Origin of the sequence: Pseudomonas sp. OE 28.3 (assembly GCF_014268205.2) — a bacterium.
GTDB lineage: Bacteria > Pseudomonadota > Gammaproteobacteria > Pseudomonadales > Pseudomonadaceae > Aquipseudomonas > Aquipseudomonas edaphica.
Window position 1 is genome coordinate 5,068,875 of the sequence record NZ_CP077082.1, and the last position, 14,617, is coordinate 5,083,491.

Below are 14,617 nucleotides of genomic sequence, written 5' to 3' on the forward strand. Positions count from 1 at the left end.
GTAACTGGTGGGGGCGCCTTTTTTGTTTGCGCACGATTTGTCGAGCCATTGCGGAGAACGACATGAAAAAACTCAAACTGGTGATGATCGGCAACGGCATGGCCGGGGTTCGCACCCTTGAAGAATTGCTCAAGCTGAGCAGCGACCTGTACGACATCACGGTGTTCGGCGCCGAGCCCCACACCAACTACAACCGCATCCTGCTGTCACCGGTGCTGGCCGGCGAGCAGACCTTCGAAGAGATCGTGCTCAACGACCTCGACTGGTACCTGGACAACCACATCAAGCTGTTGCTCAACCGCAAAGTGGTGCAGATCGACCGTGTAAGACGCATCGTCATCGCTGAGGACGGCAGCGAGGCCGAGTACGATCGTCTGTTGATTGCCACCGGCTCGACGCCTTTTATCCTGCCAATCCCCGGCAATACCTTGCAGGGTGTGATCGGCTACCGCGACATCGCCGACACCCAGGCCATGATCGACACCGCCAGGACCCACAAGCACGCGGTGGTCATCGGCGGCGGCCTACTCGGCCTGGAAGCCGCCAACGGCCTGATGTTGCGCGGCATGCACGTGACCGTGGTGCACATCGGCGAATGGCTGCTGGAACGCCAGCTGGACAAGACCAGCGGCCAGTTGCTGCAAACCGAACTGGAAAGCCGTGGCCTGGTGTTTCGCCTGTGCGAGCAAACCCAGGCCCTGCACGACGCCGGCAATGGTCGTGTCGGCTCGGTGCAGTTCAAGAATGGCGACATCATCCCCGCCGACTTGGTGGTGATGGCCGCCGGCATCCGCCCCAACACCGAACTGGCAGAGAAATCCGGCATCCCCTGCAACCGAGGGATTCTGGTCAATGACACTCTGCAAACCTACGACCCGCGCATCTATGCCATCGGCGAGTGCGCCAGCCACCGTGGGATCGCCTACGGCCTGGTGGCGCCGCTGTTCGAACAGGCCAAGGTCTGCGCCAATCACCTGGCCCAGTTGGGCTTTGCCACTTACAAAGGCTCGGTGACCTCGACCAAGCTGAAGGTCACCGGTATCGACCTGTTTTCCGCCGGGGATTTCATGGGTGGCGAAGGCACTGAGACCATCACCCTCTCCGACCCGATTGGCGGCGTGTACAAGAAGCTGGTGATCAAGGACGACATCCTGGTTGGCGCGTGCCTGTACGGCGATACCGCCGACGGTGGTTGGTATTTCCGCCAGATCCGTGAGAACCACGCGATTGGCGAGATTCGTGATCACCTGATGTTTGGCGAAAATGCTTTAGGCGATGTCGGCCACCAAGGCCAGGACAAAGCCATGAGCATGGCAGACAACGCTGAAGTCTGCGGCTGCAACGGCGTGTGCAAAGGCACCATCGTCAAGGCGATTCAGGAACACGGGCTGTTCAGCGTTGACGATGTGAAGAAGCACACCAAAGCCGCCAGCTCCTGCGGATCCTGCGCCGGGCTGGTGGAACAGATCCTGATCAACACCGTGGGCGGCGCCGCCGACGTCAAACCCAAAAGCGAAAAAGCCATCTGCGGCTGCAGCGACCTCAACCATGGGCAAATCCGCCAGGCGATCCGCGACCAGCACCTGCTGACCATCGCCGGCACCATGAGCTACCTGAACTGGCGCACCCCCAACGGCTGCGCGACCTGCCGCCCGGCCCTGAACTATTACCTGATCTCCACCTGGCCCGGCGAGGCCAAGGACGACCCGCAATCGCGCCTGATCAACGAACGCGCCCACGCCAATATTCAGAAAGACGGCACCTACTCCGTAGTCCCACGGATGTGGGGCGGCGTGACCAATCCGTCGGAGTTGCGGCGCATTGCCGATGTGGCCGACAAGTACAACGTGCCAATGGTCAAGGTCACCGGTGGCCAGCGTATCGACCTGCTGGGCATCAAGAAACAGGATTTGCCCGGTGTGTGGAAGGACCTCGACATGCCCTCCGGCCACGCTTACGGCAAATCCATCCGCACCGTGAAGACTTGCGTGGGCAGCGAGTTCTGCCGCTTCGGCACGCAGAACTCCACGCAGTTGGGTATCGAGTTGGAGCACGACCTGTTCAATATGTGGTCGCCGCACAAGGTCAAGCTGGCGGTGTCCGGTTGCCCACGCAACTGCTCGGAAGCGGGCATCAAGGACGTCGGCATTATCGGCGTCGACTCCGGCTGGGAGATGTACATCGGCGGCAACGGCGGGATCAAGACCGAAGTCGCGGAGTTTTTCGTCAAGCTGAAAACTGCCGAAGAGGTGCGTGAATACAACGGCGCGTTCCTGCAGCTGTATCGCGAAGAGGCTTTCTACCTCGAGCGCACCGTGCATTACCTGCAACGGGTAGGCATGGAGCACATCAAGAAAGCCGTTCTGGAAGACCCGGCCCGGCGCCAGGCCCTCAACGAGCGCCTGCAATTCTCGCTGTCATTCGAACAAGACCCGTGGAAAGAACGCCTGGAACAGCCGCTGCTGAAAAAGGAATTCGAGGTCATCCCCGTCAAACAGCTGGAGGTGTCGGCATGAACTGGCTGGATATCTGCGCCCTCGATGAAATCAACGCCCTGGGCTCGCGCATCATCAATGGGCCAAAAGGCGATATTGCGATTTTTCGTACCAGTGACGATGAGGTTTTCGCTCTTGATGACCGCTGCCCACACAAAGGCGGGCCGCTGTCCCAAGGCTTGATCTACGGCAAGCGCGTGGCCTGCCCGCTGCACAATTGGCAGATCGACCTGGCGTCGGGTGAAGCCCAGGCGCCGGACATCGGCTGCGCCCATCATCACCCCGCCCGCGTAGAAAACGGCCGGGTGATGCTGGCCCTGCGGGACGCCGGTTGATGAACCGCCAGACCACCGCGTCCACCTGCTGTTACTGCGGCGTGGGTTGCGGCGTGCTGATCGAGCATGACGGGGTGCAGATCCTGGGTATGCAAGGCGACCCGAACCACCCGGCCAACTTCGGCAAGTTGTGCAGCAAGGGTTCGAGCCTGCACCTGACCGGCGACCTGACCGCCCGTGCCTTGTACCCGGAACTGCGCCTGGGCAAAGGCCTGTCCCGCGCCCGCACCGACTGGGACACCGCCCTGGACCACGCGGCCAACGTGTTCGCCGACACCCTTGCCGAACATGGACCGGACAGCGTGGCGTTTTACATCTCTGGCCAGTTGCTGACCGAGGACTACTACAGCTTCAACAAGCTGGCCCGCGCGCTGGTGGGCACCAACAATATCGATAGCAATTCGCGGCTGTGCATGTCTTCGGCAGTGGTCGGCTACAAGCGCAGCCTGGGCGCCGATGCGCCGCCGTGCAGCTATGAAGACCTGGAGGCAAGTGATTGCGTGATGATCGTCGGCAGCAACATGGCCTACGCCCATCCGGTATTGTTCCGACGTCTTGAGGAAGCCAAGGCGCGGCGCCCGCAGATGAAAGTGCTGGTGATCGACCCACGGCGCACAGACACTTGCGATTTGGCCGACCTGCACCTGGCGATCCTGCCGGGCACCGATGTGGCGCTGTTCCATGGGATCTTGCACCTGTTGCTGTGGGAAGACTGGATCGACCGCGACTTTATCCAAGCGCATACCGATGGGTTGCTCGAGTTGAAACGACTGGTGCATGACTACACGCCGCAGATGGTCACGCAGTTGTGCGGCATCAGCGTCGAGCAGTTGCGCGTGTGTGCAGAGTGGGTCGGCACCTCCGGCAGTTTTCTCTCGCTGTGGTGCATGGGGCTCAACCAGTCCACCGCCGGCAGCGCCAAAAACAGTGCGCTGATCAACCTGCACCTGGCCACCGGCACTATCGGTCGGCCGGGTTGCGGGCCGTTTTCCCTGACCGGCCAGCCAAATGCCATGGGCGGGCGCGAAACCGGCAGTTTGTCGAACCTGTTGCCGGGGCATCGCGAGGCGGCCAACCCTGAGCACAGGGCTGAAGTCGCGGCCTATTGGGGCGTTGAATCGTTGCCGGCGCCTACCGGGCTGACGGCTATCGAACTGTTCGAACAGATCCAGGCCGGCAAGATCAAGGCCGTGTGGATTGCCTGTACCAACCCCGCGCAATCCTTGCCGGACCAGAACAGCGTGCGTGCGGCATTAGCGGCCTGCCCGTTCGTGGTGTTGCAGGAGGCTTTTCGCACCACCGAAACCGCCGCCTACGCCGACCTGCTGTTACCCGCCGCCAGTTGGGGCGAGAAAGAAGGCACGGTGACCAATTCCGAACGGCGGATTTCCCACGTACGCCGCGCCATCGACCCACCCGGGGAAGCACGGCCGGACTGGGCGATTACCGTGGATTTCGCACAGCGCCTTGAGCAACGCTTGCGTCCGGGGTTGCCGAGTTTGTTCGCCTTCGAGCAACCGGCGCAGATCTTTGATGAGTACAAGATGTTGACCCGTAACCGCGACCTTGACCTGTCGGGAATCAGCCATGCTCTGCTCGATCAGCTCGGCCCGCAGCAATGGCCATTTCCCGTGGGCGCACAAGCGGGCACGCCGCGCCTGTACACCGAGGGTGTGTTCCCGACAGACAGCGGCCGCGCGCACTTTATCGCCGACCCTTACCGCGCCGCCAAAGAACAACGTGACGCGCGCTTCCCACTGACCCTGATCACCGGGCGCCTGCGCGATCAATGGCACGGCATGAGCCGCACCGGCACAGCCGCGCAGTTGTTCGGGCACGTCAATGAAGCACTGCTGAGCCTGCACCCGGATGAGCTGCGTCGGCACCGTTTCAAAGAGGGCGATCTGGTCAGCCTGAAAAGCCGTCGTGGCAGCGTGATTATCGCCGTCAGCAGCGATGACAGCGTGCGCCCGGGCCAGGCATTCCTGCCGATGCATTGGGGTGATCGCTTTCTCAAGGGCGGTGTTAATGCCCTTACCCAGCCGGCGTTCGACCCCTTGTCAAAACAGCCCGAACTCAAACACAGCGGCGTGCGCCTGGAGCCAGTGCAACTGCCGTGGCAGCTGTTCGCGCTGATCGAGGGAAATGTGCAGCAACACTTTGACGCCCTACGCCCGCTGTGTGAGGGCTTTGCCTACGTCAGCTTGAGCCTGACCGGGCGTGAACGGCCGGCTCTTCTGGTGCGCGCAGCCCATACCGAGGCGCCCGACTTGCAACTGTTAACCCGTATCGACGAACTGCTGGGCCTCAATGACGGTCCGGTCATGGCCTATGACGATCCGCGGCGTTCGATTGGCAAGCGGGTAAAAATCGAAAAAGGCCGCATCACCGCGCTGCGCCTGGCCGGCGAAACCCTGGCACGGCATTGGTTGCAGCGTTTGTGGCTGGAAGGCCGTGCCGACGATCAACTACGGCGCTGGCTGCTGGCGCCACTCAGTGCACCACCGGGCGGCGCGGCAGCCAGCAGTAAAATTTTGTGCAACTGCAAGAACGTCAGTGAAAGCGCGGTATGCGCCGGTATCGGCCGTGGCCTGGACCTGGACGGGCTTAAGCAGGAACTGGACTGCGGCACGCAGTGCGGCTCTTGTGTACCGGAAATCAAACGTCTTTTGGCCAGCACGTCGCTGCCAATCGCAATCAGTGTGTGAGGGGATAAACATGAGCGCAAAAGTCTGGCTGGTAGGCGCAGGCCCCGGTGATCCGGAGTTGTTAACCCTCAAGGCGGTACGCGCCCTGCACGCAGCCGATGTGGTGCTGATCGATGATTTGGTCAACCCGAGGGTGCTGGAGCACTGCCCGGACGCTCGGGTGATAACCGTGGGCAAGCGCGGCGGCTGCCGTTCGACACCCCAGGATTTTATCCACCGCCTGATGCTGCGCTATGCGCGCCAAGGCAAATGCGTGGTGCGACTTAAGGGCGGCGACCCGTGTATTTTCGGCCGGGGCGGCGAAGAAGCGCTGTGGTTGCGTGAACGCGGGGTTGAGGTGGAATTGGTCAACGGGATTACCGCGGGCCTGGCAGGTGCAACGAACTGCGATATTCCCCTGACGCTGCGCGGGGTCAGCCGCGGTGTGACGCTGGTCACGGCGCATACCCAGGACGACAGCAGCCTGAACTGGCGTGCCTTGGCCGAGGGCGGTACGACATTGGTGGTGTATATGGGCGTGGCGAAGCTGGAGGAGATTCGTCAGCAATTGCTGGAGGGCGCAATGGCAGCGGATACGCCGGTGGCGATGATCGAGAACGCATCATTGCCTCAGCAACGCGAGTGCCGCAGCACTCTGGCGCACATGCATACCGATGCACAGGTATTTGCTCTGAAAAGCCCTGCAATCCTGGTGATCGGCAGTGTTGCTGGCGCAGGGCAAGCCGCCTCTATTACTGTGTCAGCCAGCGCCTGAGGTAAATTTCAGGCAAAAAAAAGCCCGGCCTAAGCCGGGCTTTTTTCTACCACTCAGTAATTACTGAGCTTGAGCTTCAACCGACGCTTCTACGCGACGGTTAACAGCGCGACCAGCTTCAGTTGCGTTGTCAGCAACTGGGCGGGATTCGCCGTAACCTACCGCGGTGATGCGGCTAGGAGCAACGCCGTCTTTAACCAGGACTTGCTTAACAGCGTCAGCACGACGCTGGGACAGCTTCTGGTTGTAGGCGTCTGGACCGATGGAGTCAGTGTGACCAGCAACTTCTACGTTGGTAGCTGGGTACTGAGCCATGAAGTCGGCCAGGTTTTTCACGTCGCCGTAGCTGTTAGGCTTAACAACCGACTTGTCGAAGTCGAACTTAACGTCCAGCTCAACACGAACAACCTGAGCAACTGGAGCTTCTGGCTCTGGAGTTGGCTCTGGAGCTGGTGCTGGGGTAGGAGCTGGAGCAGCTGCGCCAGCGTTACCGCCGAAGTTCACACCCAGGCCGACCAGTGCGGAGTAGTCCCACTTGCCGTTGTCCAGTGCGTAGTCAGCTTCAACACCGGCACGAGCGTACACGTTGTTGGTGAAGTAGTACTTCACGCCAGCGCCGGCGATAGCCAGGGTGGACTGGTCGCGACCGCTGTGGCCGTCAGCTTTGACGTTGCCACGGCTTTGGTGGCCGAAACCGCCTTCTACGTATGGACGCAGGCTGTCAACGCCAGCCTGGCCGAAGTGGTACTGAGCAGTCAGGCTGCTAGTGTCGCCACCGATCTTCTGGCTGCCAGTACCGTCGTTCGAACGGGTGTGGTTGGTTTTGTCGTAGGACAGGTTCAACGACAGGTCGTCGGTCAGGAAGTAACCAATGCGAGCGCCTGGGTTGAAGCCGTCTTCGATGTGCTTAACGCTATCGTTGTACTGCTTCTTGTAGAACAGCTCGCCTTCAACTGCGCCTTGGCCTTGTGCCAGTGCGCCGAAAGAAGTAGCGGCAATAATAGAACCAATGGCAAAGCCCAAGGTGTTTTTCAGTTTCATCCGTTAAATCCCCATCTGGTGATTGTAAAGCAGTCCCACAAACCGGGGGACAACTCGGCGACAAGTCTAACAGAACTTGCCTACACGTAAGAGATATTTGCCACGCACTAAGTTTCAGTCTCGCCCGCAAATTTCTCACGTAATTTATCAAGAGCACGCTTGTAACGCATTTTTGTAGCACTCAAACCCATGTGCATGATGTCAGCAATTTCCTGAAACTCCAGCTCTGCGACAAATCGTAGCACCAGAATTTCCCGGTCAATCGGATTCACATGCACCAACCAGCGATCAAGTCCGGCCTTTTCCTCGGGTACCGGCGCCTTTTCTTCAGACGCTTCCTCAAGGGGGTCCAGACTTAAAGCGTCCATCAAGCGACGCTTTCGCCGTTCCTTACGATACTGCGTGATGCACTCGTTGTACGTGATGCTATAGAGCCATGTCTTGAACTTCGATTTGCCCTCGAAGTTCTTCAGGCCGTACAGCACCTTGAGCATCACTTCCTGACAGACATCATCCGCATCTCTATCGTTCCCTAAATACCTTGAACAAACGTTGAACAGAGTGCGTTGATACCTGCGCATCAATTCTTCGTACGCGCGTGTTACGTGAAACAGCTCCGTGTGCGAGCGCGCGACCAACTCCTCATCAGAGAGCTCACGGGGGTCATAGCGCGTGGACAGCGTTTGGGCTTTATTCAAAACAAGTCGTGCCGACAGTCAGGTCAATGTCCGCTACAGCCCGGTCTCCCGGGTTTGCGGCGGCGTACATTAGCAGGATTTGCCGGGTTAGCGGCTACTGACCTGCTGCTCGAGGAGAATCCGATTGGACAGCGATACCAGCTCACCGTCATCGGTCAGCACCGTCGTCTTGACCGTGCCGATCTCCTCGATTTGCCCTTCGACCTCGCCCACACGCACCTGTTGCCCAACCTGATACAGCTCACGCACATAGATTCCCGCAAGAATCTGACCGGCAATTTCCCGGCTTCCCAAACCCATGGCCAGCGCAACTGCCAGACCAACGGTAATCAAAACAATCACAATCACGTGGTTTAGAAGGTCAGTTTTGACCTCCAGCTGGCTGATCGCGACGGAAATACTGATGATGATCACCAGCCCCTGGGCAATTCGCCCCAGGCCCGCAGCATAGTCCAACCCCACGCCTTCAGCAGCACCGCGCACCAGCCCGTTGGCCAGTTGCGCCAGTAAAACACCTACCAGCAACACCAGCGCGCCGCCGAAAACCTTCGGCAAATACAGCGCCAGCATGTCGAGCGTAGCTGAAACTCGCTCAAGTCCAAGGGATTGAGCCGCAGAAACCAGAAAAATAAGCAGAACGAACCAATAAACGATCTTACCGATGAGGGTTGAGATCGGCACTTGCAGCCCCGCACGGCCCAGCAGCTTGGTCAGGCCGGTGCCCGCCATCAAGCGATCCAGACCCAATTTTGCGAGCAATTTGGACAGCAGGGTGTCGAGCAACTTGGCCACGACAAAGCCCAGCAACACCAAAACCAGAGCACCAAACAGGTTGGGAATGAAATTCGCCACCTTGGTCCACAATGCGGTCATCGCGGTGACCAGGCTCTGGGTCCAGAGATCAAGTTCCATATTCAATCAGCCTTATCAGCAGTGCGAGCAAGAGGTTTACGACGCGAAACCGGCGATACGTGGGCCGAACCATTGTTCAGGGCCATCATCAACGCCGGCAACCAACGACCCAGCAGACCGAACAGGTCACCCGCCCCTACCTGACGGTTGGCGGTTTTCAACACGCGGCCCAGGCATGCATCGTCATCACGGTTGGATGGCGACGCATTGAGCATGTCACGCAAAGACTGTTCGAACGGATCGTGCATAAAGACCTCTCGCAAGTGAGTTAAAAGACGAGGGTTAAATTCTTTGGGTCACATGTGCCCCTGCCTGTGTTCAGGTCATATTCAGGTCAAACCCAGCGCAATCGTCGAAATAGCCACCATTGACCGAGTGCTACCGAGACCATCAACAAGCAGGCAATCACGAATCCATAGGGGCTGGCAGAGAACGGAATCCCGCCCACATTTATACCCAGCAAACCGGTCAGAAAACTCATCGGCAGGAAGATCCCGGTGATGATCCCGAAGCGGTACATGGTGCGATTCATGCGTACGCTCAAGCGCCGGTCTTCGGCCTCAAGTACCAGCCCCACGCGCTCCCGGGTCAGTTCGAGCTCTTCCAGGTAGCGGGTCAGGCTGTTGTTCAATTCGTTCCAGTAGTCAGCATCGTCATCACAAAACCACGGCAATTTGATCCGCGTCAGCTGCGCAAAAATATCCCGCTGCGGCGCCAGGAAACGCTTCAATCCGGCAGCCCGTCGACGGATCTGCAAGACGTTGCCGTGCTCCGGGGTATACCGTTCGTCGGCATCGAGTTTTTCTTCCTCTAAATCGACGACTTCGGACAGGTCGGTGACCAGATCCTGCACTTTATGGGTCAGGTACTGCGCCATATAAAGGATGAGTTCAGAAGCGGTTTTTGGCCCTTTGCCCTCAGCCAGTTGCACCAGTAGCTCATCGGTAGCCCGCAATGGGCGCAAGCGCAGGGAAATCACGCGACTGGCTGCCGCGAAAATACGCACCGAGACCATGTCTTCCGGCTCGGCGCCAGGGTTGAGGTTGACTCCACGCAGAAACAACAGCAATTCGCTGTCCGGCAGCGGCAACAGGCGCGGTCGGGTGTTTTCCTCCAGCAACAAGTCGCAGGCAAATTCGCTCAAACCGCTGGATTTACGCAACCAGGTCTGGGTCTGTGGATGGCTGCGATCCCAATGCAGCCACAGGCTTTCCTGGGGCTGCAGCTGCAAATCATCGAGCTCAGTCCGGGCAATCGAACGCGCACCGCCTTTACCGTCCAGCACCAGGGCATGCACCAGCCCCCATTGCGCGTTTTCTTCCTCGAACATCCTCACCCCTTTCGGCTACTGCGGTTTATTCAGGCATTTTCAGCGGGCTTGGCGAAACGATCACGCCATTATTGTCGGCGTAGACGTACTCACCAGGGCGGAATGTCACGCTGGCAAACGTCACCACCACGTTCAGGTCGCCAATGCCGCGCTTGTCGGTCTTCATGGGGTGAGGCGCCAGCGCCTGCACCCCCAGGTCTGTCTGGGCGAGGACGTCGACATCACGCACACAACCGTAGATCACCAACCCTTCCCAACCATTTTTTGCAGCTTTCTCGGCGATCATGTCGCCCAGCAGCGCGCGACGCAGGGAACCGCCGCCGTCGACCACCAGCACTTTGCCGGCGCCTGGTTGGTCGGCCTGTTCCTTGACCAGCGAATTGTCTTCGAAGCACTTGATGGTGACGATTTCACCGCCAAAGGAGTCTCGGCCACCGAAATTACTGAACATCGGCTCAACTACCTGCACCAGCTCCGGGTAGGCGTCGCACAGATCGGGCGTCACGTAATGAATCATCGGGAAACTCCTGTCATCAAGGAAGAGGTCGAACATCCCACGGTGTACATCAGAAAAACGCGTCACAACGGTTGAAGTTTAAGCGCTCACCCATCAGCGGCGGCCATGATCAGACCCACGCCATCGCAACGCAATAGCGACTGCGCGACTGAATATGACCAGAAGCGTTTGACGCGTCATATCTTAGCCGCAACCTCTCTGGAGTGAAACGCCCTTGGCAGAGCGGTTATGCTAAACCGTTGCAGCTACCTGGGGCTCTGCTGCGAATAAAGGTGTCAGTGGATCTTTCAACCATTGCGCCATCAACGGCCACACTTCGGCCTGCGCGGCCTTGCTGACCAGCATCTCGACGTGCCCGAAATCCCCGCTGAAGCCTTGCTTGCGCCCCAGGCACAGGTATTGGCGGTGTTCAGAGCCAACTTGTTCGAACAACTTGCGACAAGCCCAGTCCGGGTCCTGTTGATCGCCAGCAGCGCTGACCGCCAGCAGCGGCACGTCGACATCGGCCAGGCCTTTCCACCAGTCCTGCTTGCCATCGCCAAAACGACCGAACAGGCCGTTCCAGCGCATGGCTTCGATCATCACGCCCGCCGGCTCGTCCTCGGGGCCGCGTTTGAGCCGTACACCGGATACTTCACCAAAGCGTTTCAAGAGCAAACGGCCGGTCCACTCCAGCGGCGGAATCTTCAACGGCCAGTGGGTGCGGCTGACCTGGCAGCCAAACAGGGCTACCGACGCCACGGCTGGCGCGCCAAGGTGCTGACCGCCCAAAGCCGCTGCCAAGGCAGTGCCGCCCAGGGAGTGGCCGATCCAGTGCGGGATTTGTGCGCTTTGCTCACGGACAAACGCGCCGATCGCCGGCAAATCGTAACGCGCATAATCGGCGACGCGGTTTCTGGCGTAATCCTGATTGCGCTTGGACAGGCCATGGCCGCGCATTTCCGGGATCCACACATCAAACCCCTGACGCGCCAGGTAAGCGCCCAGGCCGATACCTTTGGGCGAATACCAGAAGCGCCGATTGGAAAAACTGCCGTGCAATAAAATTACCGGCGTGCCCCGGTTTTCCGGGACATCTGCCAGGCCCAAACGGGTCACAGCCAGCTCAACGGTGCCGTCGGGGCTGTTGCCGGGTTTGAGGCGGTACACATCTTCACTCAGGTCGCCACGACGTTCAGCGCTGATCAAGGCGACGGGAAATAGGTTGCTGCTGCTTTGCATAATGCTCTTGCACAAAAAAGGGCGGCGTCCGGATGGAATTCCGCCCTGTACAGATAAGAATGCCGGTCACCCAGGCTGGGTGACCGGCACTTTTGACGTCACGCCCTTAAGCGGACGCTTGGCCTTCCGCCAGGAAGAACCAGGTTTCCAGCACGGAGTCGGGGTTCAGCGAGACGCTTTCGATACCCTGCTCCATCAGCCATTTGGCCAGGTCCGGGTGGTCGGAAGGGCCTTGGCCGCAGATACCGATGTACTTGCCGGCCTTGTTGCAGGCCTGAATGGCGTTGGCCAGCAGCTTCTTGACCGCAGGGTTACGCTCATCAAACAGGTGCGCGATGATCCCCGAGTCACGGTCCAGGCCCAGGGTCAACTGGGTCAGGTCGTTGGACCCGATGGAGAAGCCGTCGAAGAACTCCAGGAACTCCTCGGCCAGGATGGCGTTGGACGGCAGTTCGCACATCATGATCACGCGCAGGCCATTCTCGCCGCGGGACAAGCCGTTTTCAGCCAGCAGGTCGACGACTTGGCTCGCTTCGCCCAGGGTCCGTACAAACGGCACCATGATCTCGACGTTGGTCAGGCCCATCTCGTTGCGCACGCGCTTGAGGGCACGGCATTCGAGTTCGAAGCAGTCACGGAAGGCTTCGCTGATGTAACGCGAAGCACCACGAAAGCCCAGCATCGGGTTTTCTTCTTCGGGCTCGTAGAGCTTGCCGCCGATCAGGTTGGCGTACTCGTTGGACTTGAAGTCCGACAGGCGCACGATGACCTTTTTCGGGTAGAACGCCGCCGCCAGTGTGCTGATGCCTTCCACCAGCTTCTCGACGTAGAAACCCACTGGATCGTTGTAGCCGGCGATGCGCTTGTCGACGCTTTCCTTGATTTCCAGCGGCAGGCCGTCGTAATTCAACAGCGCCTTAGGGTGTACGCCGATCATGCGGTTGATGATGAACTCGAGGCGGGCCAAGCCCACACCGGCGTTCGGCAACTGCGCGAAATCGAACGCACGGTCGGGGTTGCCGACGTTCATCATGATCTTGAACGGCAGGTCCGGCATCGCATCGATGGAGTTTTGCTTGATATCGAAGCCCAGTTCACCTTCAAAGATGAAGCCAGTGTCGCCTTCGGCACAGGACACGGTCACACCCTGGCCGTCTTTCAACAGTTGGGTGGCGTTGCCGCAACCGACGACTGCGGGAATCCCCAACTCACGGGCAATGATCGCCGCGTGGCAGGTACGCCCGCCACGGTTGGTGACGATGGCGCTGGCGCGCTTCATCACTGGTTCCCAGTCCGGGTCGGTCATGTCGGAGACCAGCACGTCACCGGGCTGGACTTTGTCCATTTCAGACACGTCCTTGATGATCCGCACTTTGCCGGCGCCGATGCGCTGGCCGATGGCACGGCCTTCCACCAGCACAGTGCCGGTTTCTTTCAACAGGTAGCGTTCCATCACATTGGCCGAAGTGCGGCTCTTCACGGTTTCCGGACGCGCTTGCACGATGTACAGCTTGCCGTCGTCACCGTCCTTGGCCCACTCGATGTCCATCGGGCACTTGTAGTGCTTTTCGATGATCATCGCTTGTTTGGCCAGTTCGCTGACTTCAGCGTCGGTCAGGCAGAAACGCGCGCGTTCGGCCTTGTCGACTTCAACGGTTTTCACCGAGCGACCGGCCTTGGCCTCGTCGCCGTAGATCATCTTGATGGCCTTGCTGCCCAGGTTGCGGCGCAAGATGGCCGGGCGGCCGGCCTCAAGGGTGTGTTTGTGGACGTAGAACTCGTCCGGGTTAACCGCGCCTTGTACGACGGTTTCGCCCAGGCCGTAGGCGCCGGTGATAAACACCACGTCACGGAAACCGGATTCGGTGTCCAGGGTGAACATCACGCCGGCGGTGCCGGTTTCCGAACGCACCATGCGCTGCACACCGGCAGACAAGGCCACCAGCTTGTGGTCGAAACCCTGGTGTACGCGGTAGGAAATAGCGCGGTCATTGAACAGCGAGGCAAACACTTCCTTGGCGGCGCGGATCACGTTTTCAACGCCGCGGATGTTCAGGAAAGTTTCCTGCTGGCCAGCAAAAGAGGCGTCCGGCAAGTCTTCGGCGGTGGCCGAGGAGCGCACGGCAACTGCCATGTCCGGGTTGCCGGCCGACAGTACTGCGAAGGCGGTACGGATTTCTTCGTTGAGCTTCTCGGGGAACTCGGCGTCCATGATCCATTGGCGGATCTGGCTGCCGGTTTTCGCCAGGGCATTGACGTCATCAACGTCCAGGGCGTCCAGCGCGGCGTGGATCTGGGCGTTGAGGCCGCTCAGCTCGAGGAAATCGCGGTAAGCCTGGGCCGTGGTGGCGAAACCACCGGGCACCGACACACCAGCGCCTGCAAGATTACTGATCATCTCGCCGAGGGATGCGTTCTTGCCTCCCACATGCTCTACATCATGGACGCCGAGCTTATCGAGGGAAACTACGTACTCTACCAAGGTGATCTCTCCACTTTCTGTGTTGGAAAAGCTCAGGACGCCGGCGGCTCAGTAGGAGCAAACGCCAGCGCTTGTGGCCTGGACCTGGAAAATAAGTGAGAATGCGGCCCACTGCGGGACGGCA

The 14,617-nt window shown here is 59.5% G+C and carries 12 protein-coding genes; 4 read left to right on the forward strand and 8 right to left on the reverse strand.

The window, feature by feature from the left end; all coding sequences use genetic code 11:
* Positions 1-62 precede the first annotated feature (62 nt).
* From nirB to cobA, 4 genes are read left to right on the forward strand one after another with little or no spacing between them, the layout of a single operon-like run.
* Complete coding sequence (gene nirB, locus HU759_RS22620; protein WP_017134765.1) at positions 63-2,516, forward strand: nitrite reductase large subunit NirB; 2,454 nt, start codon at positions 63-65, stop codon at positions 2,514-2,516.
* Positions 2,513-2,830: a nitrite reductase small subunit NirD gene (gene nirD, locus HU759_RS22625; protein WP_017134764.1), complete on the forward strand. Its 318-nt coding sequence runs from the start codon at positions 2,513-2,515 to the stop codon at positions 2,828-2,830. The genes nirB and nirD overlap by 4 nt, the downstream gene beginning before the upstream one ends.
* Positions 2,830-5,538 carry a nitrate reductase gene (locus HU759_RS22630; RefSeq protein WP_186617540.1) on the forward strand — a complete coding sequence of 903 codons (2,709 nt, stop codon included), beginning with the start codon at positions 2,830-2,832 and terminating at the stop codon, positions 5,536-5,538. The genes nirD and HU759_RS22630 overlap by 1 nt, the downstream gene beginning before the upstream one ends.
* Before the next feature lie 10 nt (positions 5,539-5,548).
* Entirely contained in the window at positions 5,549-6,292 is a 744-nt protein-coding gene (cobA, locus tag HU759_RS22635) for a uroporphyrinogen-III C-methyltransferase (protein WP_099548799.1), read from the forward strand.
* 60 nt (positions 6,293-6,352) lie between these two features.
* On the opposite strand, the gene HU759_RS22640 is transcribed toward cobA, so the two are convergent.
* The 8 genes from HU759_RS22640 to ppsA form a co-directional block, all read right to left on the reverse strand.
* A complete protein-coding gene (locus tag HU759_RS22640) occupies positions 6,353-7,333 on the reverse strand; it encodes an OmpA family protein (RefSeq protein ID WP_017134761.1) in 981 nt (326 codons plus the stop codon).
* A gap of 107 nt (positions 7,334-7,440) precedes the next feature.
* Positions 7,441-8,031 (reverse strand): RNA polymerase sigma factor SigX, encoded by a 591-nt coding sequence (gene sigX, locus HU759_RS22645; RefSeq protein ID WP_017134760.1) that lies wholly within the window; start codon positions 8,029-8,031, stop codon positions 7,441-7,443.
* A gap of 87 nt (positions 8,032-8,118) precedes the next feature.
* Positions 8,119-8,943, reverse strand: coding sequence for a mechanosensitive ion channel domain-containing protein (locus HU759_RS22650; protein WP_003193288.1), 825 nt, complete (start codon positions 8,941-8,943; stop codon positions 8,119-8,121).
* 2 nt (positions 8,944-8,945) lie between these two features.
* Positions 8,946-9,191, reverse strand: a complete 246-nt coding sequence (locus HU759_RS22655; RefSeq protein WP_005790375.1) for a hypothetical protein — start codon at positions 9,189-9,191, stop codon at positions 8,946-8,948.
* A gap of 86 nt (positions 9,192-9,277) precedes the next feature.
* Complete coding sequence (locus tag HU759_RS22660; protein ID WP_186617538.1) at positions 9,278-10,273, reverse strand: zinc transporter ZntB; 996 nt, start codon at positions 10,271-10,273, stop codon at positions 9,278-9,280.
* A 25-nt stretch (positions 10,274-10,298) separates the two neighbouring features.
* Positions 10,299-10,787, reverse strand: a complete 489-nt coding sequence (gene rraA / locus HU759_RS22665) for a ribonuclease E activity regulator RraA (protein ID WP_186617545.1) — start codon at positions 10,785-10,787, stop codon at positions 10,299-10,301.
* Between the two features lie 234 nt (positions 10,788-11,021).
* The gene (locus tag HU759_RS22670; protein ID WP_017134757.1) at positions 11,022-12,011 is read right to left on the reverse strand and encodes an alpha/beta fold hydrolase; all 990 of its coding nucleotides are present in this window, start codon (positions 12,009-12,011) and stop codon (positions 11,022-11,024) included.
* A gap of 106 nt (positions 12,012-12,117) precedes the next feature.
* Positions 12,118-14,493 carry a phosphoenolpyruvate synthase gene (ppsA, locus tag HU759_RS22675; RefSeq protein ID WP_017134756.1) on the reverse strand — a complete coding sequence of 792 codons (2,376 nt, stop codon included), beginning with the start codon at positions 14,491-14,493 and terminating at the stop codon, positions 12,118-12,120.
* Between the last annotated feature and the right edge of the window lie 124 nt (positions 14,494-14,617).